Source organism: Achromobacter sp. 413638 (genome assembly GCF_043119405.1).
Classification (GTDB): Bacteria; Pseudomonadota; Gammaproteobacteria; order Burkholderiales; family Burkholderiaceae_B; genus Achromobacter.
In genome coordinates this window covers 1-22833 of sequence record NZ_JBICCO010000028.1, presented here as the reverse complement: position 1 = coordinate 22833, position 22833 = coordinate 1, and the positions used below count along the sequence as shown (strand labels likewise).

Here is a 22833-nt window from a genome sequence, read left to right as displayed (position 1 = left end):
CGCCGCCATCCACAACGAAGATGGCGTCCTTGCGCTTGACCCTGGCTCAGGTATCGCGCGACCAACCAATGCGGTACACCTGTCCGGTTTGCGCGCCTTCCACGCTCCGGGCGTAGCCCAGGGCCGCCTCACTGGCAGGCACCGCCTTCACGCCACGAAAGAACGGTGCGTAGCCGGGCAATGCTTCCTCAATCACGGTCGGACTGACCGCATTGATGCGAACGCCGCGTGGCAACTCGATTGCCGCGCCGCGCACGAAGCCGTCCACTCCGCCATTGACCAGCGCAGCGGATACCCCCTGGCGGATGGGCGACTCGTTGAGCAGCCCGCTGGTGAGCGTGAAGGATCCGCCATCACGGATCTGCTGCAGGCCGAGCATCACGAGATTTACCTGGCCCATCAGCTTGTCGCGCAGCCCGACCTCGAACTGTTCGGCCGTGAAGGATTCGAGCGGCCCGAAATGCACGCTGCCGGTGGCGCTGACCAGCGCATCGAAGGGGCCGACCTGCGCATAGAGGCGTTTGATCGATTCGGGATCGCTGATGTCGGCGCGTACATCGCCACTGCTGCGCCCGACACGGATGATTTCATGGCGCTGGCCAAGCTCGGCATCGACCGCTTGACCGATGGTGCCGCTGGCACCGACGAGGATGATTTTCATGGTGTAGCTCCTGGAGATTGTTGCAAGGGTTGAAAGGGGGGTCCGAGTTCACTCACCGATGTGGCGGTTTCTGCCTGCCAGCAGTCCCATGACCACCGCCAGGAGTGCCAGGCAGGCACACAGGCCCAGTGGCACGCGCCAGCCATCCAGCGCGTCGTGCAGTGCCCCCATCGCCATCGGTCCCACTGCCGCCAGCAGATACCCGACGCACTGCGACATACCCGACAGCGCGGCGGCCTGGTGCGCGTTGCGGGTGCGCAGGCCGATGAAGGTCAGTCCGAGGATGATTCCCGCTCCCGTCCCAAGGCCGAAGAGCACGGACCAGGCCAGTGCGGCCTGCGGCATCGTCATCAAGCCGACGAGCGCAACGACCGAGAAGCCGGCCACCACGGCCGCCGGCAGGCGCTGGTCCCGCATTCGGCTCAGGATCGGGCCGAGCACCAGTCCCGGCACGGCGGTCGCCAGTTGCAGCACGCCGTGCAGGGAGCCTGCACGCTCAGCGGACAGGCCAGCGTCCAGCAGGATCGCAGGCAACCAACCGATGGCGATGTAGTAGATCGTCGAGTTCAGGCCGAGAAACAGCGTGACCTGCCAGGACAGGGCCGAGCGCCATACCCGGCCACCGTGGGGCGGGCCTGCCGTGCCCGAAGCGGGCTTGGTCCGAGTCCCCAGTTGCGCCGCCCATACGGCCAGCGCCGCCACGGGCAGTACCAGAAACGCAGCGAGCGCGCTCCGCCACCCCATGGCATGGGCCAACGGAACGACCGCCGCTGAGCCGAGCGCCGCCGCCACGCCCATCGACAAAGCGTAGGCGCCCGTCAGGCTGGCCACGCTGTTGGGAAAGTCACGCTTGATCAGACTGGGCAGCAGCACATTGCCGACAGCGATGCCCATGCCGATGATGCCCGTGCCGACATACAAGCTCCAAAGTGCCCCGATCGAACGCAGCGCAATGCCCAATGCGATGGTGGCGAGTGCGCCGAACAGGACCCGCTCCAGCCCATATTCACGCCCGAACAGCGCACTGAAGGGGGAAACCAGCGCAAAGGCCAGCAATGGCAAGGTAGTCAATGCGCCGACCGCCGTGGTGCTCAGACCAAAGTCCGCTTGGATCGAACCAAGCAGTGGCGGCACACCAGTAAAGGGAGCGCGGAGATTGGCGGCAATCAGAAGGATGCCCAACAGCAAGGCTGCTCGGGTGATCGTTCGTCGTTCTGTCAAGGTTTCCATAGCGACTGCCATTGCAGTGTTCGTGAGCAGATACCCAGAACTTTACGGACGTTCTTCTTGAACTAATATAGAAAGAAAGCCAATTAGTCTCTAAATCATGACAATCGGGAGCACGTTAACCCAATCGCTTTGCCACTTCGACCCGGATGTCGATGACCGGCCGGCACTGGCGCTGCGCGTTGAGGTCGAGCAAAACGACATGGAGCAGCCCGTGCATCAGCACCGCAAGGGGCAATTGGTGATGGCGCTGCACGGCGGCGTGATGTGCGAGGTGCCAGGTGCGATGTGGATGGTGCCGCCGCAGCATGGCGTGTGGATTCCCAGCGGCATGCCTCACAGTAATCGCGTCACGGATAACGCACGCATTTGCTTCCTGTTTGTGGAGCCAGGTGCGGCACCCATGCCGGACAGGTGCTGCACACTGGCGATCAATCCGATGGTGCGCGAGTTGGTCCAGTACATGGCCGGCCAGGGCCCAGGCTATGCCCGCCAAGGCCCTACCGCGCGCGTGGCGGCGGTGCTGCTCGAACAGTTGGCGTTGGCACCCGTAGAGCAACTGCATCTCCCCGTCTCCAGCCACCCGAAAATTCGTCGCATCGCCGACACGCTGGCGAGCGACCCGGCTGACAGGCGCACGCTCACCGAATGGGGGCACGTGCTGGCGATGAGCGAGCGGTCGCTGGCAAGACTGGTGCAGCGGGAAACCGGGCTGACCTTTGGCCGTTGGCGTCAGCAATTGCACCTCATGGTTGCCTTGCGGCAGCTCGCGGCGGGCGCAACGGTGCAGCAAGTCGCGGGCAATCTCGGCTATGACTCGGTGACGGCCTTCATCACCATGTTCAAAAAAGCGCTGGGGCAGCCTCCGGCGCAGTATTTTGCTGCACTGCGCTAGGAGCCCTCACATTGTCATAGGTCGCCTGCCACGCTGCTGCGGATTGGATTTTCTGCGGCCGCGGAATTGAGCGGGGCCTATCCAATGCGAGCGCATTTTTCCCTTCTGCAACGGTCGGCGGCATGAACCTGGCCGGCACAAACCCATCATCAGATTTCATCCCACGGACCAGTGCGCCATGTGTCCGCGATAAAGTCGATGAAAGCGGAAAGACGCCGGGGGGATGGCTCCCGCCGAGCGTGAACTGCACTGATCGGCGAACCTGACTCTTCCCAGTCTGGCAGCACCCGAACCAGATGCCCAGCACGCAAATCCTCCGCGACATCCCAACTCTCGCGCAGGGAGATGCCTAGACCGGCAAGGCACCAGGAGCGCAGCGCTTCACCGTTGTCACTGCTGAGAGGGCCCGAGACCTCCACCTCAACAGGTCGCCCCCGGCTTGCGCGCTTCAGGAGAGACCAGCGGTTCTGACGAACGCCGGGGTAGGCGAAAAGCAAACACGGATGACCAGCAAGCTCCTTGGGGTGCTCGGGCGATCCGTGGCGGCGCAGGTACTGGGCGGAAGCCACCAGAATGCGTCGGCTGGTCGCCAATCGCCGAGCGACTAACCGCGAATCTGTGAGCCGGCCCCAGCGAATGGCCAGGTCGATGTCCTCACTGTAAAGGTCCACGACATGGTCGCTGAGCTGAAGCTCGAAATTGACATGCGGATACCGCTCCCGAAAGGCCGCGATAGCCGGCGCAACGTAGCGGCCGCCAAATGGCACAGGCGCGGTAATCCGCAACAGACCCCGGATATCGTCTGAGCCCTGGCGCGCGATGTCGCATGCTTCATCGAGCAAGGAGAGCGCCTGTCGGGATCGCTGGGCAACGGCCAGACCTTCTTCCGTAATCTTCAGCCGACGGGTATTGCGCTCAAAGAGGCTTGCGCCCAACGCCTTTTCCAGGCGAGCAATCTGCTTGGAGACTGTTGCTGGCGCGAGATCCAGCGCTCGTGCAGAAGCCGAAAAACTCTGGCAGTCGATCACCTTCAAAAAGACGACAAGATCATCAAGATTGCGTAGCGTCATTTATTCCAATCCGCCACAAATGTTGTTCCATAGTACACCTTTCGGAATGACTGGAAATGTTCCAACATTGCTGCTTCCCACGAACAGCGCCCCTTCCCACAAGCGTGAGGTTGATGCGCCTCCGCCTAGGAATGATCGAATGAGCCATCGCTTGGCACTGTTGGCGCTCGCCCTTTGCGCCTTTGGAATTGGAACCACTGAATTTGCCCCGATGGGGCTGCTGTCCGAGATCGCAAGTGATTTGCATATCTCGATTCCCGTCGCAGGCTTCCTCATCAGTGCCTACGCGATTGGTGTTTTTGTTGGTGCCCCAGTTCTCACCCTCAGTGGATCGCGTGTGCCTCGAAAGGCATTTCTGCTCGGCATGATGGGCATCTTCGTGGTCGGCAATATTCTTGCCGCCGTGTCCTCGACCTATGAAATGCTGCTGTCGGCCAGGGTCATTACCGCGCTGATCCAGGGCCCGTTCCTCGGTGTGGGCGCCGTGGTGGCAGGCCGACTGGTGCCACCCGGGAAGCAAGCATCCGCGATTGCCACGATGTTTGGTGGCCTCGCCTTGGCCAATGTCGTCGGCGTGCCATTTCAGACCTGGTTCGGTCAAGTCTCCGGATGGCGATCCACGTTCTGGCTCACCAGTTTTATCGGGCTGGTGGCCATCGCGCTGTTAGGGGCTGCCTTACCGAAGCAGCCTCGCGACGGCGCAGCAAAGATAGTTCATGAATTGACGGTTCTGCGCCGCCCGGCTGTCCTGCTTGCCCTGCTGGTCACGGTACTCAGTTCCGGCGGAATGTTCACGGTCATGACCTATATCGCGCCGATCCTCGAACACGCCGGCGGAATTCAATCGAAGGCCATTGGCCCGCTCCTGGTTCTACTTGGGCTCGGATTTACGCTTGGCGGATGGCTGGGTGGACGTATTCGTGACGAGCAGGTCGATCGTAGCCTTGCCGTCATCCTTTTTTTCGCTGCGGTCATCCTGGCAGTATTTGCCTACACCATGCGCTCACCGATCGCGGCAGGCGTCACCCTTTTCATCTGGGGAGTTATCTGGTTTGCAACGCTGCCTCCGCTGCAAACTCGCATCGTGACGCAAGCATCCGACGCGCCTAATCTGTCATCGGCAGTCAATATCGGCGCATTCAACCTCGGTAATGCGTTCGGCGCACTGGTCGGCGGAGCCGTGATCGATGCGGGTGCTGGATACCCCTGGGTCGCGGGCGCCGGAGCGATCGCCAACGCTGCAAGCCTTCTCTTGGTCGTCCTCTCTCGCCGCAGTCCAGGTCGGCGGTGAACCTCCCGGCAACACCGGGAGGCAATGCCAGCATGCTCTGGCCCGAGCGACATCTATTGGCAAGGCGATGTCCTGCAGCGGACATCTTCCCGTCACCAGGAGCGTCCGCCAAAACGGTACGGGAGGATACGTTGCCCTGCGGCTTGGTAGTTTAGGCCGTCCCGCCAGCACGCCGCCAACCAATCGCCGGCGCAATGTGCTCAGCGATGGTTCTGAGCAGTTTGGCGTTGTACTGCACACCAAGTTGGTTGGGTACGGTCAGCAGTAGGGTGTCGGCCATCGCAACCGCTTCGTCCTGCGCGAGTTCACGCGCAATGGCGTCAGGCTCACCGACATAGGTTTTTCCGAAACGGCTGAGAAAGCCATCGATGTAGCCGACCTGGTCTTGGCTGTTGCGCCCGCCACCTGCTCCAAAATACTGCCGGTCGACGTCGTCCAAGATGGGCAATACCGACCGCGATACCGACACCCTCGGTTGTCGGCCCCAGCCGGCCTCCGCGAACGCCTGGCGATAAAGCCTGATCTGTTCGGCCTGCAGCTCGCTGAAGGACAGCCCCGTATCTTCCGTCAACAGGGTGGAACTCATCAGGTTCATGCCCTTCTGTGCCGCCCAGACTGCTGTTTGGCGAGTCCCCGCGCCCCACCAGATGCGCTGCGTAAGGGTTGGCGACTGAGGCTGAATGGAGAGCCTTCCCGGGTTACCCGTCATCTCCGGGTTTGCGTCGACGACATCGGCCCCGCTGACAGCATGGAGAAACACATCGGTCTTGCTGCGGGCCATCTCGGCGCTACGCGGATCGTCACTCGATGAATAGCCAAACGCTTCCCAGCCTCTCAGTGCAGGTTCGGGCGATCCTCGACTGATCCCAAGTTGGAGACGCCGATTCGAGATCAAGTCGGTTACAGCCGCTTCCTCTGCCAGGTAGAGCGGGTTCTCGTAACGCATGTCGATAACACCCGTCCCGAATTCAATCCGCTTTGTTCGAGCCGCAATGGCCGAAAGCAGTGGAAACGGCGAAGCCAGTTGTTGGGCAAAGTGATGGACGCGCACATAGGCTCCATCGATGCCAATCTCCTCGGCTGCAACAGCCAGGTCGATAGTCTGCAACAAGGCATCCTGGGCGGTCAGCGTCTGCGATCCTCTCGCATTTTGCCAATGACCGAAGGACAGAAATCCGATTTTCTTCACTTGTTTGCTCCGGGAGTGTCTGCCCACAGCGGCGCCTCTCCAACGCCGCCGTGGCCTCTATATGGCGTCGCGGAACCGTCCCAGCTTCGATCTGGCAGGTCCGCTCCGCATTTGCTCGGGCATCTGTCTAAAGCGTGCCTGTACCTTAGCCAAGACGCTTGCGCAGGAATGTGCCTGCCCGCTCGAATGCCTGCACGGCGGCAGGCAGCACGCCCGCCATCTCGATGAAGCCGTGCACCATGCCCGGCACCTCGACATAGTCCACCTCGACACCGGCCTTCTGCAATGCGTCTCGGTAGTGCCGCCCGTCATCGCGCAGCACGTCGCACTCGCCGGCGAAGATCAAGGCCGGGGGAAGCCCGTGAAAATCCGACGCCCTCAGCGGCGACAGCCGCGGATCGGTGGTGTCAAAGTCCTGCACGAAAGGATCGGACAAGGCATGCATCGCGGCCAGCGTCAGCGGCGGCACGTTGCCATTCTCGAACCGGGACGAGAACCCATCAGCGGCCGGTGACAGGTCGGTGGCGGGATAGAACAGCACCTGGGCACGCAACGGCACCTCGCCGCGCAACTGCTGGGTCGCGACCGCGGAGAGGCTGCCGCCGGCACTGTCGCCTGCGACGGCCAATCGCTGTGGATCGAGGCCCAGTTCGCCGGCATGTCGGAAGAGCCAGCGCACAGCGGCCACCACATCGTCGGGACCTGCCGGCGCGGGGTGTTCCGGTGCCAGCCGGTAGCCGACCGAGACGACCGCATGGCCACTGGTATGAACCAGCCGGCGGCAGACCTTGTCGTGGGTGTCGATGTCGCCGATGGACCAGCCGCCGCCATGCAAATAGATCGTCGCTGCGTGGATGGCATCGTCGTGATCCGGCAGGTACAACCGCAACGGAATCGGCCCTGCGGGCCCTTCGGCCTGCGCTTCGCGCACGCCGCCTACCGCCAGGGGCTCGCCACCAAGGTTCGCGCTGATCTGCCGGTATGCCTCGCGCATCTGCGGAATCGGCAGCGATTCGAGCGGCGGCGCATTGTTCGCGGCCATCGCTTCCATCACCCGAAGCACCTCAGGTGCCAAACGGGCCGGATCGAAAGGTTGTGCTTGCATGTCGGTCAACTCCTTTTCACTGCATCTGGAAAGATGGCGTCCCGAGAGGCGCCACTTTTCTGAAAGGTTACGAGGTCACAGCGCCTTCAGCGCCCGTTCGACGCTGACGGCCAGCGGCGTGGTCGGCCGGCCAATGAGTTCGGAAAGGGTCCGCTCGGTACCATAGAGCGCTCCCTGGGAGGCGCTGATGTCATACGACGCCAGGGCTGCGGCAAGTCCTTTCGGCAAGCCGGCACCTTCAAGGGCAGCGGCATAGTCAGCTTCCGGGAGGTTGCGATAGGGGATGTCCTTGCCGGTCTGCTTCGAGATTTCAGCGGCCAGTTCCGGGAGCGTCCAAGCCGTATCACCGGCCAGCTCGTAGGTGGCATTGTCATGGCCATCGCTGCTCAGCACCGCTACCGCCGCTTCGGCAAGATCCTCGCGCGTGGCCGACGAGATGCGGCCTTCCCCCGCGCTGCCAAACAGCGCGCCATTGGCCAGCGCCGCACCGACGAAGCCGGTGTAGTTTTCGGTGTACCAGCCGTTGCGCAGCAGGGTGTAAGCCAGCCCGGAGGCTTTGAGATCGGCCTCGGTCGCGCGGTGTTCATCCGCCAGCGGCAACACGGACGTGTCGGCGTGCAGCACGCTGGTATAGACGATCCGCTTGACGCCAGCTTTCTTCGCCGCCGCGATGACGTTGGCGTGCTGAGCGACACGCTGGCCGACCTCGCTGGAAGAGATCAGCAGCAGGGTCTCTACGCCAGGAAGCGCGGCATCCAGTGTTTCCGGCTTGGTGTAGTCGATCGCCTTGGCGGCGACGCCCAGCACTTCGGTCTGCTCCGGCTTGCGCACCAGGGCAAGGAGGTTGTTTGCAGGAACCTTCTGCTTGAGATGTTCGATGACGAGGTGGCCCAGTTGGCCGGCGGCTCCAGTGATGGCGATGCTCATGGGTGTCACTCCTTGATGAATGAGGGGGTTGAAGAAAATATGGCCATGAGCAACTATAAAAGTTAAAATTACTTTTCGTAAGTACGAACAAAAAGGTAAGTGTATGACCGTCGCCTCACGATCGAAGCCAAGGGACACGCCCCCGGCTACGCCATTGTCGGAAAAGCTCAGGCGTGGCGACGTGCTGACGCCGCTATGCCCTTCCCGCGAAATCCTGAACCACTTGACCAGCCGCTGGGGAGTTCTGGTCCTGATCGCACTGCTGGCTGGCACTCAGCGATTCAGCCAATTGCGCCGCAAGATCGGCGGCGTGAGCGAGCGAATGCTCGCGCAAACACTTCAACTCCTGGAAGGCGACGGCATGGTCGAACGCCACGCTTACGAGGTCGTGCCGCCGCACGTGGAATATGCCCTGACGCCGCTGGGCAAAGAGGCGGCAGCACGAGTGCGCGAGCTGGCGGATTGGGTGGAAGCTCATTACGGCGAGGTGTTGAGCCATCGCGAAGCGATCGCCCCGCAATAGCACCAGCCACGGTCGGACAAGCATTCAGGCCAGGGTATTGCCTTGCTGAGCACATCGCTGTTCCGTCAGCCAGTACATCAAAGCCATCGTCGGCAGAGCCATCCCCAGGACAGACGTCCACATCCATCCGCCGCGGGCATAGACCGAGGCGCCCAACGCCGAGCCGACTGCGCCGCCCAAGAAGAAGGTAGCCATGTACAGGCCGTTGAGCCGGGATCGCACTTGCGCACCCAGCGCATAAATCGCGCGCTGTCCCAAGGTCAGGTTGGCCGCGACGCCGAAATCCAGGAGGATGGCGGCCACGACGAGTAGCCCGAGCGCCGCGTGCGAGCCCGTCTGTGCGAGATCGGTCAGCGCGAACGCCAGCAGCACAAGCCCTATCGCCAGCGCGGTGGCCAGATAGCCGTGGCCCCGGTCGGCGATGCGCCCGGCAAGGGGCGTGGCAACCGCACCGGCAGCACCCGCCAACGCGAACAGGCCAATGCCGCCCTGCGACAGCCCGAAGACCGGGCTTGCCAACAGCAATGGCACTGTCGTCCAGAACGCGCTGAAGGCAGCGAACAACGCAGCATGGTAAAGCGCGCGCCGACGTAGCACAGGCGTATCGACCACCAGTCGCCCCATCGAGGCCAGCAAGGCGCCGTACGCCAGTTCGCTCTCCGGCTGGCGCGGCGGCAACACTCGGGCCAATACTGCAATCAAGCCAACCATCAGCGCAGCCGACAACAGAAACACGACCGGCCACGTCGATAGCTGGGTGACGAAGCCTGCGACAGGACGGGCCAGCATGATGCCCAGCATCAGCCCACTCATCACGTTGCCAACCACTCGGCCCCTCGTCGCTGCAGGCGCCATGTGTGCGGCGTAAGGCACGAGAACCTGCACCGCAACCGTACCCAGGCCGATGCCGAGCGTCGCCAACAGAAACAAGGTGGCATGCCGCGCCAGGCCGGCGGCCAGGAGCGCCACGGCCGCCAGCCCCAGCAGCGCAAGGATCAAGCGGCGATTCTCAAGGCGGTCGCCCAGCGGCACGAGGAACAGCAGCCCCAGCCCGTAGCCGAGCTGGGTCAGGGTGACGGTCAGCCCCGCTACCTGCGGGCTGAGGCCTAGGGAGGCGCTGATGGGGCCTGCCAGGGGCTGTACGTAGTAGAGATTGGCCGCAGTCAGGCCGCAGGCTGTGGCCAGCACCAACGGCAGTCGCGCTGGCGCGCCAGCCAGGGCGCCACTCATGATTGCCCAGCGCGGCGAACGCTGGTGCGCGACAGGGCAGCCCAGTCCAGATGGCCTTCATCGTGCGCCAAGCTTTCGATATGGGCGTCGCGCAGCACGCTGGCCAGATGCAGCGGCACATTCACCTGTTCGGCCGCCGCCATCGCCAGCTTCACGTCCTTCAGGCCCAGCGCCAGCTTGAAACCCGCCGGCTCGAAGCGGTCAGCGGCAATGGCTTGCCCGTAACCCTTGTAGACGGGCGAGGAGAACATCGTGGACGTGACCAGGTCCAGGAACTCCCCCTTGTCGATGCCGTGGCCGCGCACAAGGGCAACGGCTTCGCTCATAGCTCCGATGGCAGTGGCAATCATGAAGTTTGCGGCCAGCTTGGCTGCATTGGCCTGTTCGGGTTTATCGCCCAGACTCCAGGTCTTCTGGCCAAGCACGTCGAACAGCGGCTGCACGCGCGCCAGCGTCCGCGCCTCGCCCGCGGCCAGGATGTTGAGCTGCCCAGCCTCGGCGACGTTCCCTCGTCCGAGCACAGGTGCAGCGACATAGCCCACGCCACGCGCGCGGTGCAGATCCGCCAGTTCGACAGCCAGCGCGACCGACACCGTGGCCATGTTGACGTGTATCGCGCCCGACCTGAGCGCCGCCAGGCCCCCTCCGTCCAGCACGGCCGCGCGCGTGGCTGCGTCATCGGCCAGCATCGATATCAACACGTCGGCATCAGTTGCGGCCTCAGTAGGGGTGGCCGCTTGCAGTCCGCCGAGGGCGACCAGCCTCGATGCGGGCTGCGGCGAGCGGTTCCAGCCGCGCACCGTATACCCGGCCTTGAGCAAATTGGAAGCCATCGGCAATCCCATCGTACCGAGGCCAAGGAAGGCGATTTTCATATGCATACTCCTTAATTTAATGGAAACGATCATTTCCTAAATCGACAAAAAAATTAGCTCAATGCCCCTAACGCGACATCGACCACTGCCTGCATCTCCTCACGACTGCGGCCGGTCTTGCCAACAACCCGCATGCCTTGCGTCAGACAGAGCAGCATTCGCGCTGCCGCCACAGGATCAATACGAGCGGGGATCGATCCGTCCCCCTGCCCCTGGCGAACGAGGTCAGCCACCATGGCTTCATTGCGCGCCAGTGCCGCTGCGATGTGACCGGCCACGGTCTTGTCGAACGCCGACAGCTCGACCGCGCTGCCCACGACTAGGCAGCCCCGCCGGCCTACCGCGCCATGGGAAGACTCGACATAGAACGCCAGCAAGCCGCGCAAGCGTTCCAAGCCAGTGCCGCCATCGCCCATGGCCAGACGCATCTTCTCGGTGCGCCTGCTGCGGTAGCGATCGAATGCGGCCAGGAAGAGCGACTGCTTGTCCTTAAACGCCTTGTAGAGGCTACCCTGGGCAAGACGCATGGCTCGGGTCAGGTCGCTGATGGAGGCGCCGTGGTAACCGTGTTCGCTGAACACGTGCACGGCTCGATCCAGCGCCTGATCGACGCTGAATTCGCGTGGGCGCCCTCTGCTGCGAGCAGCGGTGGGCTGGGAACGTCTGGAAATTGGCATGCTGTAGCAGTCGTTCAATTCGGAATCAATCGATTTCCAATATAGCACCTATCAGCCACTTGGCGCAGGACGTTACGCGCACCGGCGAGACGCACAGGTGCACATAAAATCGAAGCCATTCACCAATCAAAACTGGTGGACGTAGAACAGATTGACAACGTTGCCTGCGGCGGCATTCTCCACCTTCACGGGCAGATACAGGTTCACGTTGACGAAGTTGCGCGGGTCCAGAGTCCAGGAGACACCGGGCCCCAGATAGAGCTTCTTCTGACGTGTATTCGCCACACGCTGCCCATTGGTTCGGTTGTCGTGCAATTGCTGGAGATAGTAGCCGTTGATGCCCACGCGGAAGTTCGGCGCCACTGCCACCGAACTGGCGAAATTGATCCAGGCGGCGTCGCCGGCTTTGCCGTTGCGGAAATCGAAACCCTCCAGTTCTGGCACGTTGGCCGCCTTGTCGGCGCGGAAGTTATAGATGTAGTTGAGCCGCGCACTGATTTCCCAGTTTCGGGTGGGCAGTACGGTGAACGCCCAGTTTGCAATCGTCGACCAGTATCCAGCCCCCTGATTCAAGTCACGGTCACGATCGAACTTGCCAACCGGGACGATCACGTCGAATTCGAAGCGTTGCGAAAACACCGGACGGCCATCCCTCATCACGGGCAACATCTGGATGTAGGGGCCGAAGGTAACGTCGCCCAGGCCCAGACCGTTGTCGCTCAGCGTCGCCGGGCTGTTGTTACCGAACGACGAGTTCATGTTTATGACCGGGATGATGGTATTGAAACCCAGTACTCCACCGAACGGCTTGTAGGGAGTCACATAGACAATCTGATTCAGCAAAGAGGTGGTCTGAATACGCGGCTTGCGAAACGCCGGACTGTCATGGCCGTCGGCATCCTTGATGGCATCTAAGTCGGAATAATCCAAATATTGGACGAGCGCCCAGCCGGGCGTAGTGCGGGTGAATCCATCCAGAAAGCTCGTGCCGCCGGTGTTGAGGCCGGAAGTCAGTTGGACGGTTTGCGGCACGTTCGCCGCCCACGCCGGCATGGCGGCGAGCCCAAGCAAGAGGGCGAACGCGACACGATGGCGGCGTGGCGATGGGGCTGCAACGACGAACGCGGATTGCACGGCAGATTCTCCTGAACAGGACGGAGCGACCGAACGCCGGGAGAAATCAGAACGACGTGATGACGCTGCGCGCGATCTTGCCGTGCTTGAGTTCTTCGTACGCCTCGTTGATTTCCGAAATATTGATCTCTTGCGAGATCAGGTCATCCAGATTCAGCTTGCCTTGCAGATACAGCTCGGCATACATCGGGATGTCGTGCTTGATATTGGAAGACCCCATCAAAACACCCTGGATGCGTCGCTGCGAAGCGATGAACTCTTCCATCACCGAGATCTCGATCCGGGAGTTAGGCTTGTGCACACCGATCAGATACGCGCCACCACCCACGCGGGTCATGCGCAGCGCTTGTTCCGAGGTCTGCTTGAGCCCCACGACTTCAAAGGCGTGATCGACGCCACCTTGGGTCAAGGCAACCACTTGCTCCACAGGATCGACAGTCGACGAATCGATCACGTCCGTAGCGCCGAACTTCTTGGCCAGATCGAATTTTCCGGGTTGCACGTCGATCGCAATGATGCGTGTCGCGCCAGCAAGTTTCGCTCCGGAAATCACATTCAAGCCCACCCCACCAATACCGATCACCGCCACCGTGTCCCCCGGCTTGACCGCTGCGGTATTGATGGCGGCGCCGGCCCCGGTCACCGTCCCGCAACCCAGCACGCAGGCCTGTGGGAACGGGATGCTGTCGGGCACTTTGGCCAGTTGGTTTTCGTGGACCAGGGTCTTCTCGGCGAATCCAGCCGTGCCGAACACCGATGTCAAAGGCTGGCCTTCAAGCGTCAGGCGCGATGACTGATCAGCGGAGCGCATGGTCTCTTCAGGATGCTTGCACTGATACGTACGGCCGGCCAGGCAGGATTCGCAATGCCCACAGTACTGGATGAGGCAGGCGACGACATGGTCGCCCACGGCAAATTCGCGTACCTGCGGTCCGACCTCGACCACCACGCCCGCGACCTCATGTCCGAACACTGCAGGCATGGGGACACCGAATTCATGACTGGCGAAATGAAGGTCGGTGTGGCACAAGCCCGAAGCCTTCACCTCGACCAGCACCTCCCGGCCTTCCGGCTTGGCAATTTGTACGGTCTCGATCTCGAACTTGTCTCCGACGTGTTTGATCACTGCAGCTTTCATGTGTTTTCTCCCAGAGACACGATCAGAACGGATAAGCCGGGACGTCGTTGTCGATCGTCAGCCACTGCCAGTGGGTGTACTCCTCCCAGTCCGCAGGTCCGCCCACGCTCGTGCCGTTGCCGGATGCGCCGGTGCCACCGAACGGATTGACCACCTCATCGCCAACAGTCTGGTCATTGATGTGCACCATGCCGGCGTCGAGTTGCTGGGCCAGTGCTATCGCACGGCCTGTCGAACCGGACAGCACGCCTGCAGACAGACCGTACTCGGTGGCATTGGCTATTTCGACGGCCTCGTCGTCACTGCCGAAGGTGATGATGTTGATGACCGGACCGAACACCTCTTCGTCGTAGGCACGCATGCCCGGTTGGACATTGGAGAGGACCGTGGGGGCGTAAAACAACCCTTCATACGTTCCGCCTGCTTCCAGTTTGGCACCTGCCGCCACGGAGGCATCGACAATATCGATGACGTTCTTGATCTGGCGTTGGTCGATGATGGGGCCCAGCGCCACGGCCTCCTTCGCCGGATTGCCGGCCTTCAGCGCGCGAGCCTTTGCTACCAGGCGCTGGGTGAACGACTCGGCGATCGAGCGCTGCACCAGCACACGCCCTGTGGCCATGCAGATTTGACCCTGGTGGAAATAGGCGCCGAATGCGACGGCCGAGGCGGCTTTGTCGAGATCCGCGTCGTCGAGCACGATGAGCGGATTCTTTCCTCCCAGCTCCAGCGACACCTTCTTAAGGTGCTTGCCGGCGATTTCACCGATCTTGCGTCCGGCAGCCGTAGAGCCGGTGAAGGCGATCATCTGCACCCCCGGGTGCTCCACCAGCGTCTGTCCGGGTTCGGCAAAGCCGGGAAGCACATGCAGCACGCCCTTGGGCAGGCCGGCTCGCTCCAGGGCCGCCGCGACAACGATGCCGCCGGCGAAAGGCGTGCGCGGATCGGGCTTGAGCACCACGGCGTTACCGACAGCCAGTGCGGGCGCCACCGAGCGCAGCCCAAGGACAAGGGGGAAGTTGAACGGAGAGATCACGCCGACCACGCCCAGGGGGCGGCGGCGGGCGAAGCTGAGCCGGCCGGTCTTGCTTGGCAGCACTTGGCCCTGCGCCTGCAGGGGCATGGCGGCGGCTTGATAAAACAGGACGATCGCCTCGTTGATCTCATGACGCCCCTTGGCCTCGATGCCTCCCGTTTCACGGGCAACCAGCAGCGCGGCCTGCTCCGCCTCCTCCTCCAGAATCTGCCCGGCGCGACGCAGGACCGCCGCCCGATCTCGGGGTGCCATCGAGGCCCAGGCCTTTTGCGCCTTGCTGGCTTGCTCGATGGCAGCAACCGCGTCTTCGGCATTGGCCTGGCCCACCTCGTAGAGAAGTACGCCGCTGGCCGGCTCCGCCACCTTCAGGACGCCGCCGCGCGCGGGCACCCAATCGCCGTTGAATATTTTCCCGCTCCAATGCGAGCTGTCGGTCAGGCGGTAGGACGAGTCTTGTTTCATGGTGTCACTCCAATTTCTGTTTTTGGGGGAGCCCGTTGTCAGGCTCAACCGTCAGTAAGCCTGGATCTGCCGCAGTTCCGGCGGCCATTCTCCGGGCCACTTGTAGTGGTCCTTCATGATGCGGGCGCTGTATTCGAGGCAAATCTGCGTGGCGAGGCCCGGGTACTGGCGGTTCATCGCATCGATGATTTCCTGGCTGTCGTGAGCCTTGTACATCGCGTCCTGGAATGCCTTGATGTATTCACGGGTGAAGGCGATTGCGTCAGGGGAAACATCGGCGGCCGAGATCGCGTGGCCGGGAACGACGACTTCAGGGCCCAGGGCCTGCAGCTTGTCCAGCTCATCAAGCCACGCCTTGCGCATGGGCGGTGTCTTCGCATCCGCGATCCAGACATGCGCATGGGAAAACACGATGTCGGCCGCGACCAGGGTCTTGATCGAAGGTATCCAGACGCCCGTCGCCAGATCGGAATCACCGCGGGTCGGCCCAAGCACTTCGAGCCGTTGACCTTCGAGTTCAATAAACGGCTCGGACAGGCCCTGAACATTCACCGCTGTCGCGCTGCCGTTCTGGTGCAGGATCTGCTGGGTCCAATAGCCGATCTTGAACGGATAGGCCTTGTTGACCATCGCCGCGACCTCAGGCAACGCCACCACCTGGGCCTTGGGGAAAGCCTCATGAACTGCCGACAGACCCATGAAATGATCGGGGTGCATGTGGCTGATGTAGATGAATTTCAGGTCACGGCCGGTTTCGAGAATCTCTGCCACCAGTCGATGGGCATTCGAGAGCGTGAACTGCGAATCGATCAGGACCGCGTCATGCTTGCCATAGACGATGGCAGAGTTGACGCCGAAGCCCATATTGGCATCGCCGCCGTTGAACACCCTCACGTGAAGTGGCGCATTCTCAGGCGCCTGCACTGTAACGGCAGTGGGCAGGCTCAAGGATTGCGCGCCTGCGGCCAATGGGAGAATCAGAGCGCAGAATGCGAGACTACGTAGCCAGTTTTTCTTGGACATCGATCACGTCCTTCAATAGATCAGCAGAGAATTGAGAACAGGTGGTTCGAAGCGAAAGAGCGGGCAGATAGTCCTGCCCGTTATCGCGGACCACTGGCCCGAATTGCACGTCTTGCGCTCAATGGGCAGTCTGTCCACCATCGACCAGGTACACCTGGCCGGTGGCGAAGCTCGCCGCGGGCGAGCACAGGAAGAGCACCATGCCTGCGAGTTCTTCGGGCTCTGCGGGGCGACCGATCGGGCTGTTGGCCATCAGGTTGCGCTTGAACTGCGGATCATCGAGCCAGCGCTTGGTCATTGGCGTCGCAACCAAACCAGGGGCCAGGGCATTCACTCTTATTCCCTGGGCGGCATAGTCCAGCGCCGCCGCCCGGGTCAGTCCGATGACACCGTGCTTGGCCGCTACATACGGCGCCATTCCCGGATCGGCTACGACACCCGCCACCGAGGCGGTATTGACGATAGCGCCGCCGCCACTGGCGAGCATGGCCGGGATCTCGTACTTGAGGCATAGGAAGACGCCTTTCAGATCGACGCCAAGGATGCGGTCGAAGTCCTGCTCGCTCTGCTCGGCCAGGGGCTTGGTCGGCGGCAGGAGCCCCGCATTGTTGAAAGCGACATCGAGTCGCCCATGCTTGGCCACAGTGGCAGCGACGAGCGCCTCGACAGATGCCGCCTTGGACACGTCGGTTTCGATGAACGTGGCGCTGCCACCCGCGTCAGCGACAAGCTGCGCGGTCTCGGCTGCACGCTGATCAACGTCGCCCAGCACCAGCGTTGCACCTTGCTCGGCGAACGCCAGCGCGGTGGCTCGCCCGATCCCTGTGGACGCGCCGGTAATCAGCACGATCTTGCCGGAGTAGTCCAGAAGATTCTTATTTGTCATATCCGTAGGCCCCTGCAATGACGGTTGGAGTAACAGGCAGCGTGATGGCAGGCCGTGGTCAGTTGCGCCGCGAGGCGTACCCTTCAGGAAGTTCGGCCGGGCCGCAGGCCACCACCGTCTCGTCATCCACACCGGCATCCTCGACGAAGGTCAAGGTGGCGAACTCGTCGATGACCAGTTTCGGGTAGGTCGGCCCGTTGTCGCGGTATTGCTTGATTTGGTCCAGGTGGTCGTTCTGGAAGCAAACGGTCTTCTCAGGTTCGCGCGCGATCCACTGCGGGAAGAAGATCACGCCGTGGACAAAGCGCTCGGCAAAGTTGACGGCAACGCTCACCGTCGTCCCGGTCGGCTCGTCCCAGGAGACCTTGCAGATGTCGTCGGACAGCCGCACCAAGTGCACCAACTGGTCGCGCACCCAACGCCCACCCACCATGCCGCTGTGGATGCGGTAGTCGATCGTGCGATCATTCTTGATGTACATCTCGTACTGCCAACCGTTGTCGTAGGTATAAATGAAGTGCTTACCCACGAAGTTCTTGAGTTGCTCGGGTTTGGTGGATTCAAAATTCTCAGTCATGATCTTTCGCCTTGTACGCCTTGAAATCAGTAGGTTGCGACATAGAAATCATTCGCATGTTAGTCTTCTGAAAGTGAGATGAGAAAGACTTGCTTTCTCTTAATCCATGCTTTTGAAGTCTTAATAAAGTGGAGGACTAAGACCTTGGAACTGCGTCACCTGCGCTATTTCATAGCGATCGTCGAGGCCGGAACCTTCACCCGTGCGGCGGAGCGTCTTCACACTGCGCAACCCTCCCTGAGCCGGCAGATTCGCGACCTTGAAGATTTCCTTCAGGTTGCGCTTTTCGAGCGATCCACCCGAAGCGTCAAACTCACCGAGGCAGGCACAGTCTTCCTGAATGAGGCTCGCCTGGTGCTCGCTCAGGCTGAGCGGGCCATCGACACAGCACGGCGAGCCGCAGGGGCCCAGCAATTCCACCTGACCGTGGGAGTGCTGCAGGGCGTTGAACTTGGCAAGCTGGTGAGCGTCATCAACACGCTGCACATCACGTCTCCCAAGATCGAACTGACATTGCAAAGCCGATCCTCACCCGAGCTGATCGATGAAGTCATTGAGCGCAAAGTCGATCTGGCCTTCATCCGTCCATCGGCGCAGAGTAAGGGACTGCACTTGCGCACTGTTCGCCAGGAGAAGCTCGTTGTGGCTCTACCCAAAGGGCACAAGTTCGCCAGTCGGCGCACCGTGAAGCTCGGACAACTGCGTCACGAGCCTTTCATTGGCATTCCGTACGAATTCGCGCCCGTTCTTGTCGACGCAGTGCAGGCACTGCTTCGAAGCCTGGGCCTGTCTCTCAAGTGGGCCTACGAGGCCGAGAATGTGCTGATGGCGATGTCGCTCATCCGCTCGGCCGGTGCGGTGTGCCTGCTGCCTGAATCGTATATCGCGATGCTCCCGCAAGGCGTCGTCGCGGTGGAGCTTGCCGAAGCCAGCCCCACGCTGGAACTGGCAATGGCCTGGCACCCTGGAAACCAATCACCCGCGCTAATGGCTTTCGTCAAGGCGTTCGGCGAGCCGGCAAGGTCAGCGCATGAGAAGCCGTAGACGCAAGATTTCAGCGAAGCTGCACCGCCAGGCCTAGCATTTCACAACGATGTCGCTGCCGCGGTCATCCACCCAGTTTTTTCCAACACATCCCTTGAGAGGTAGTCGCCATGAAAGCAATCCGACTGAACCAGCCCGCAGGCCTTGAACGCCTTGAGGCAGTAGACCTGCCAGACCCCGGTGCTCCCGGGCCGGGCGAAGTGCGGGTGAAGGTCAAGGCCAGTTCACTGAACTTCCATGACCTCGCCGTGGTTCTCGGTCACATGCGCACGGCCGATGGCCGTATCCCCTTGTCGGATGGCGCCGGTGTCGTCGAAGCGGTGGGGCCCGGCGTCACCGAGTTCGCACCAGGCGACTCCGTCGTTTCGACATTCTTCCCCGGATGGCTGGATGGTGTGCCCCTGGTGGCAGATTTCTCCACGACGCCGGGTGATGGCATCGATGGCTATGCGAGGGAATGCGTGGTGGCCCCCGCCAGCTCGTTCACCCATGCTCCGCGCGGCTATAGCCATGCCCAGGCCGCGACACTGACCACTGCGGGCGTCACGGCATGGCGTGCGCTGGTTGTCGATGGTCATCTCAAGGCAGGCGACACCGTGCTTCTGCTCGGCACAGGTGGCGTATCGATCTTCGCCTTGCAATTGGCGAAATCGATGGGCGCGACCGTGATCCTCACTTCCTCATCCGATGAAAAGCTCGGCAAGGCCCGGGAGCTGGGCGCCGACCACACGATCAATTACCGCCAGGTCCCCGAGTGGTCGAAAACCGTGCTGGAGATCACCAACGGACGCGGGGTTGATCACGTCGTCGAGGTCGGCGGCGCGGGCACACTCGCCCAATCCATTGGGGCGGCGAAGGTTGGCGGCCACATTGCCCTGATCGGCGTGCTCACAGGCGCCGCTGGCCCCGTTCCCACCGCCGCATTGATGGCAAAGCAGATTCGCCTGCAGGGGCTGATCGTCGGCAGTCGCCGCCATCAGATCGACCTGGTCCGCGCGATCGATGCCGGTGGCATTCACCCGGTCATCGATCGCTCTTTTGATCTGACCGAACTGAGCGATGCTTTTTCGTTTCAAAAGGACGGCAAGCATTTCGGCAAGGTTGGCGTGACGATTGGATAACAGAACCACGCCGAGACGCATTGGATGTGCTGGGCGCGACGCGGATGCTCCGGCGTTAGCTGCCCAGGCTTCAGTTCCAGATCACCCTCAGGTGTAAACCGGATCGGATTTACATGTGTATGCACTCCGGCTACAATTTCGGGTTACCACGATATCTGGTTACCGGAAACCCATTGCCGACGTCTACGCGCTTTGCTGTCGCCATTCACATCCTCTCTGGCATCGCCCTGCACCAGGGGCAGGTCGTTCGTTCCGAGGACTTGGCCCGCAGCGTCAATACCAACCCCACCACTGTGCGCCGCATTCTCGGCGCACTGTCCGATGCCGGCTTGACGCGCGGCCAGATGGGGCAAGGCGGCGGTGCCCTGCTGGCCAAGCCGGCCAGCAAGATCACGTTGCTGGACATCTACAAGGCCGTGGAAGAGCCACAGTACTTCGCGCTGCACCGATCCAAACCTGATCCGTCATGCTACGTCGGCCGCTACATCATCCCGGTATTGGAAGAGCAGTTCGACGAGTTCACCAAGGCGATGGAGAAGCTCCTGTCGAAAACGACGCTGGCGGACGTCGTAAAGAAGGTCGAGGCACATGCCGGATTTGCCTTCGTTCCCCCGGGCCTTGACGGCGCTACCGGGCCGATCTGAAGCCGTCCATCCAAAGGCGGCGCCCGTCGCCACACCTGCTGCCAGGTAGGCGGTAGGTTTGCGAGCCGAACGCCAACCTCCGGTGCTGCACGGCTTGTCGATGCAACCCTTTCCGCTCCACACCTTGATGGCCTGACACTCGAATCAGCCGGGCGAGGTATCGCGCTCCGGCCTGATAGCAACCACATCGTCTTGCTTCATCGGCGAGCCCGTTCATCGCGCTTCGAAGTCCGCGCGCAGGCCAACCAAGCAGCGCGTCATCAACGGCGCACCAAGCAGCGCGTCATCAACGGCGCACGACGCACAGCGCGCAACAGACCATTCCGAAGACGCGATCCTGATCCTCATGCTGAACATTGCGCGCCTTAGTGTATCTATGTATGGTACATTAATTCTTTAACACCCCAGGAGTACGTCAATGAGTGATATCAGGATTCAAGTGGCCGTCGTCTATCACAGCGGGTATGGGCACACCGCCAAACAAGCCGAAGCGGTCGCGGCGGGCGCTGGCGCGGTGGCTGGCGTCGATGCGCTGTTGGTACATGTCGATGGCGCAAACGCACCGTGGGAAGACCTCGAACGCGCCGACGCCATCATCTTCGGCGCCCCGACTTACATGGGCGGCCCTTCGGCTCAGTTCAAAGCCTTCCTGGATGCAACGTCGCAGAAGGTGTTTGCGGCAGGCTTCAAGTGGAAGGACAAGGTGGCCGCGGGCTTCAGCAACTCGGCCTCCCGCTCGGGCGACAAGCTCGCCACGCTGGTCCAGATTGCGCTCTTCGCAGCGCAGCAAGGCATGCACTGGGTCAGCCTTGGCCTGCCGCCGGCCAACAATTCAAGCACGGGCTCCGAGCAGGACTTGAACCGTCTCGGCATCTTGACCTGCCCCCTCCCAGCCGTACCAGCGTAATGGCAGCGAAGTCCGTCAACTTGGAGAATGACGGACATGAGAAAGAGCAGATTTACCGAGGAGCAGATCATCGGTTTCATCAAGCAGGCCGAGGCCGGTTTGCCGATCAAGGATCTGTGCCGCAAAGGCGGCTTCAGCGACGCGACCTTCTACAAATGGCGTGCCAAGTACGGTGGGATGGACGTGCCCGACGCCCGGCGGCTGCGTGAACTCGAGGCCGAGAACAACAAGCTCAAGAAGCTGTTGGCAGAGGCCCATCTGGACATCCACGCGCTGAATACGGCCTTCGGGGTAAAGCGCTAGCCCCACAGGCCAAGCGCGCGGCCATCGCCACCATGATCGAGCAATGCGATCTGAGCGAGCGGCGCGCCTGCAGGCTTGTGGGGCTCTCCCGCGACAGCTACCGCCACCCACCCGAGACCGATGCCATGACCCAAGAGCTCAGCAGCAAGATCGTCGAGATCGCGCATGCACGCCGGCGCTTCGGCTATCGGCGCATCCACGACATGCTGCGCCCGCACTTCCCGGCTGTGAACCACAAGCGCGTCTACCGCCTGTACAGCGCCGCCAACTTGGCGGTGCGCAAGCGCAAGAAGGTCAAACGCCCCGCCAACGAACGCGTGCCGCTGCAACTGGCCACGACGGTCAATGAGGTGTGGAGCATGGACTTCGTCAGCGACAGCCTGAGCACGGGACGGCGCATCAAGTGCTTGACCGTGGCCGATGACTTCAGCCACGAGTGCGTGAGCATCTCGGTGGACTGGGGAATCTCGGGGCAATACGTTACGCGACTGCTGGATCAAGCGGCCGTGTTCAGGGGCTACCCGCAGGCCGTGCGCACCGACAACGGTCCGGAGTTCACCAGCCGGGCCTTCATGGGCTGGGCGCAGGCCCACGGCATCCGTCACATCCTGATCGAGCCGGGACGCCCCATGCAGAACGGCTACATCGAGAGCTTCAACGGCAAGTTCAGGGACGAGTGCCTGAACGAGCAGTGGTTCGAGACGCTGCAGCAGGCCCGGTCGGCCATCACGCTCTGGCGCCAGGACTACAACGAGGTCCGCCCGCATAGCAGCTGCGGGCGAATGCCACCGGCCAAGTTCGCCGAGGGGGGGGGGGGGGGGGGGGGGGGGGGGGGGGGGGGGGGGGGGGGGGGGGGGGGGGGGGGGGGGTGGTGGGGGGGGCGCGGGG

At 62.1% G+C, this 22833-nt stretch carries 22 protein-coding genes and 1 pseudogene; 8 read left to right on the top strand and 15 right to left on the bottom strand.

The features are described 5' to 3' along the window. Positions 1-46: 46 nt before the first annotated feature. Together ACEU5R_RS13620 and ACEU5R_RS13615 are read right to left on the bottom strand one after the other, a co-directional pair. Complete coding sequence (locus ACEU5R_RS13620) at positions 47-661, bottom strand: short chain dehydrogenase (protein WP_392410528.1); 615 nt, start codon at positions 659-661, stop codon at positions 47-49. A gap of 48 nt (positions 662-709) precedes the next feature. Further along, entirely contained in the window at positions 710-1891 is a 1182-nt protein-coding gene (locus tag ACEU5R_RS13615; protein WP_392410527.1) for a CynX/NimT family MFS transporter, read from the bottom strand. A 97-nt stretch (positions 1892-1988) separates the two neighbouring features. Between ACEU5R_RS13615 and ACEU5R_RS13610 the strand changes: the two genes are divergently transcribed. Next, entirely contained in the window at positions 1989-2783 is a 795-nt protein-coding gene (locus ACEU5R_RS13610) for an AraC family transcriptional regulator (protein ID WP_392410526.1), read from the top strand. Between the two features lie 149 nt (positions 2784-2932). Here ACEU5R_RS13610 and ACEU5R_RS13605 read toward each other — a convergent pair whose 3' ends face one another. Beyond that, positions 2933-3853 (bottom strand): LysR family transcriptional regulator, encoded by a 921-nt coding sequence (locus ACEU5R_RS13605; protein ID WP_392410525.1) that lies wholly within the window; start codon positions 3851-3853, stop codon positions 2933-2935. 139 nt (positions 3854-3992) lie between these two features. Between ACEU5R_RS13605 and ACEU5R_RS13600 the strand changes: the two genes are divergently transcribed. Then, positions 3993-5144 carry an MFS transporter gene (locus ACEU5R_RS13600; protein WP_392410524.1) on the top strand — a complete coding sequence of 384 codons (1152 nt, stop codon included), beginning with the start codon at positions 3993-3995 and terminating at the stop codon, positions 5142-5144. A 151-nt stretch (positions 5145-5295) separates the two neighbouring features. Here the strand turns inward: ACEU5R_RS13600 and ACEU5R_RS13595 are convergent, their stop codons facing one another. From ACEU5R_RS13595 to ACEU5R_RS13585, 3 genes are all read right to left on the bottom strand, one after another. Next, positions 5296-6333: an LLM class flavin-dependent oxidoreductase gene (locus ACEU5R_RS13595; protein WP_392410523.1), complete on the bottom strand. Its 1038-nt coding sequence runs from the start codon at positions 6331-6333 to the stop codon at positions 5296-5298. A gap of 145 nt (positions 6334-6478) precedes the next feature. Further along, positions 6479-7438, bottom strand: coding sequence for an alpha/beta hydrolase (locus ACEU5R_RS13590; RefSeq protein WP_392410522.1), 960 nt, complete (start codon positions 7436-7438; stop codon positions 6479-6481). A 75-nt stretch (positions 7439-7513) separates the two neighbouring features. Then, positions 7514-8365, bottom strand: a complete 852-nt coding sequence (locus tag ACEU5R_RS13585; RefSeq protein WP_392410521.1) for an SDR family oxidoreductase — start codon at positions 8363-8365, stop codon at positions 7514-7516. 103 nt (positions 8366-8468) lie between these two features. Between ACEU5R_RS13585 and ACEU5R_RS13580 the strand changes: the two genes are divergently transcribed. Then, positions 8469-8888: a winged helix-turn-helix transcriptional regulator gene (locus ACEU5R_RS13580; protein ID WP_392410520.1), complete on the top strand. Its 420-nt coding sequence runs from the start codon at positions 8469-8471 to the stop codon at positions 8886-8888. A gap of 24 nt (positions 8889-8912) precedes the next feature. Here ACEU5R_RS13580 and ACEU5R_RS13575 read toward each other — a convergent pair whose 3' ends face one another. The 9 genes from ACEU5R_RS13575 to ACEU5R_RS13535 all read right to left on the bottom strand — a co-directional run bounded on the left by ACEU5R_RS13575 (position 8913) and on the right by ACEU5R_RS13535 (position 17926). Next, positions 8913-10118: an MFS transporter gene (locus ACEU5R_RS13575; RefSeq protein ID WP_392410519.1), complete on the bottom strand. Its 1206-nt coding sequence runs from the start codon at positions 10116-10118 to the stop codon at positions 8913-8915. Continuing rightward, positions 10115-10993, bottom strand: a complete 879-nt coding sequence (locus ACEU5R_RS13570; protein WP_392410518.1) for an NAD(P)-dependent oxidoreductase — start codon at positions 10991-10993, stop codon at positions 10115-10117. The genes ACEU5R_RS13575 and ACEU5R_RS13570 overlap by 4 nt, the downstream gene beginning before the upstream one ends. 53 nt (positions 10994-11046) lie before the next feature. Then, the gene (locus ACEU5R_RS13565; protein ID WP_392410517.1) at positions 11047-11580 is read right to left on the bottom strand and encodes a TetR/AcrR family transcriptional regulator; all 534 of its coding nucleotides are present in this window, start codon (positions 11578-11580) and stop codon (positions 11047-11049) included. 216 nt (positions 11581-11796) lie between these two features. Continuing rightward, positions 11797-12804, bottom strand: a complete 1008-nt coding sequence (locus ACEU5R_RS13560; RefSeq protein ID WP_392410516.1) for a transporter — start codon at positions 12802-12804, stop codon at positions 11797-11799. A 46-nt stretch (positions 12805-12850) separates the two neighbouring features. Then, positions 12851-13942 carry a Zn-dependent alcohol dehydrogenase gene (locus ACEU5R_RS13555; RefSeq protein WP_392410515.1) on the bottom strand — a complete coding sequence of 364 codons (1092 nt, stop codon included), beginning with the start codon at positions 13940-13942 and terminating at the stop codon, positions 12851-12853. A 22-nt stretch (positions 13943-13964) separates the two neighbouring features. Then, positions 13965-15440: a benzaldehyde dehydrogenase gene (locus tag ACEU5R_RS13550; RefSeq protein WP_392410514.1), complete on the bottom strand. Its 1476-nt coding sequence runs from the start codon at positions 15438-15440 to the stop codon at positions 13965-13967. Between the two features lie 51 nt (positions 15441-15491). After that, complete coding sequence (locus ACEU5R_RS13545; RefSeq protein WP_392410513.1) at positions 15492-16463, bottom strand: MBL fold metallo-hydrolase; 972 nt, start codon at positions 16461-16463, stop codon at positions 15492-15494. A gap of 118 nt (positions 16464-16581) precedes the next feature. Beyond that, on the bottom strand, positions 16582-17349 hold the full coding sequence (locus ACEU5R_RS13540) for an SDR family oxidoreductase (protein ID WP_392410512.1): 768 nt from the start codon (positions 17347-17349) through the stop codon (positions 16582-16584). A 58-nt stretch (positions 17350-17407) separates the two neighbouring features. Further along, positions 17408-17926: a phenolic acid decarboxylase gene (locus ACEU5R_RS13535; RefSeq protein ID WP_392410511.1), complete on the bottom strand. Its 519-nt coding sequence runs from the start codon at positions 17924-17926 to the stop codon at positions 17408-17410. Between the two features lie 144 nt (positions 17927-18070). Between ACEU5R_RS13535 and ACEU5R_RS13530 the strand changes: the two genes are divergently transcribed. The 5 genes and pseudogenes from ACEU5R_RS13530 to ACEU5R_RS13510 form a co-directional block, all read left to right on the top strand. After that, positions 18071-18970: a LysR substrate-binding domain-containing protein gene (locus ACEU5R_RS13530; RefSeq protein ID WP_392410510.1), complete on the top strand. Its 900-nt coding sequence runs from the start codon at positions 18071-18073 to the stop codon at positions 18968-18970. Between the two features lie 110 nt (positions 18971-19080). Continuing rightward, a complete protein-coding gene (locus ACEU5R_RS13525; RefSeq protein ID WP_392410509.1) occupies positions 19081-20091 on the top strand; it encodes an NAD(P)-dependent alcohol dehydrogenase in 1011 nt (336 codons plus the stop codon). A 119-nt stretch (positions 20092-20210) separates the two neighbouring features. After that, positions 20211-20735: an Rrf2 family transcriptional regulator gene (locus ACEU5R_RS13520; RefSeq protein WP_392410508.1), complete on the top strand. Its 525-nt coding sequence runs from the start codon at positions 20211-20213 to the stop codon at positions 20733-20735. A gap of 418 nt (positions 20736-21153) precedes the next feature. Further along, positions 21154-21606: pseudogene (locus ACEU5R_RS13515) on the top strand (flavodoxin family protein); the annotation flags it as partial. Between the two features lie 72 nt (positions 21607-21678). Beyond that, positions 21679-22833, top strand: a protein-coding gene (locus ACEU5R_RS13510; RefSeq protein WP_392410507.1) for an IS3 family transposase whose coding sequence is annotated in 2 segments (ribosomal slippage) — positions 21679-21934 and positions 21934-22833 — 1156 coding nt annotated over the 2 segments. Because the reading frame shifts where the segments join, the coding sequence is not laid out codon by codon here. This gene is flagged as partial in the annotation.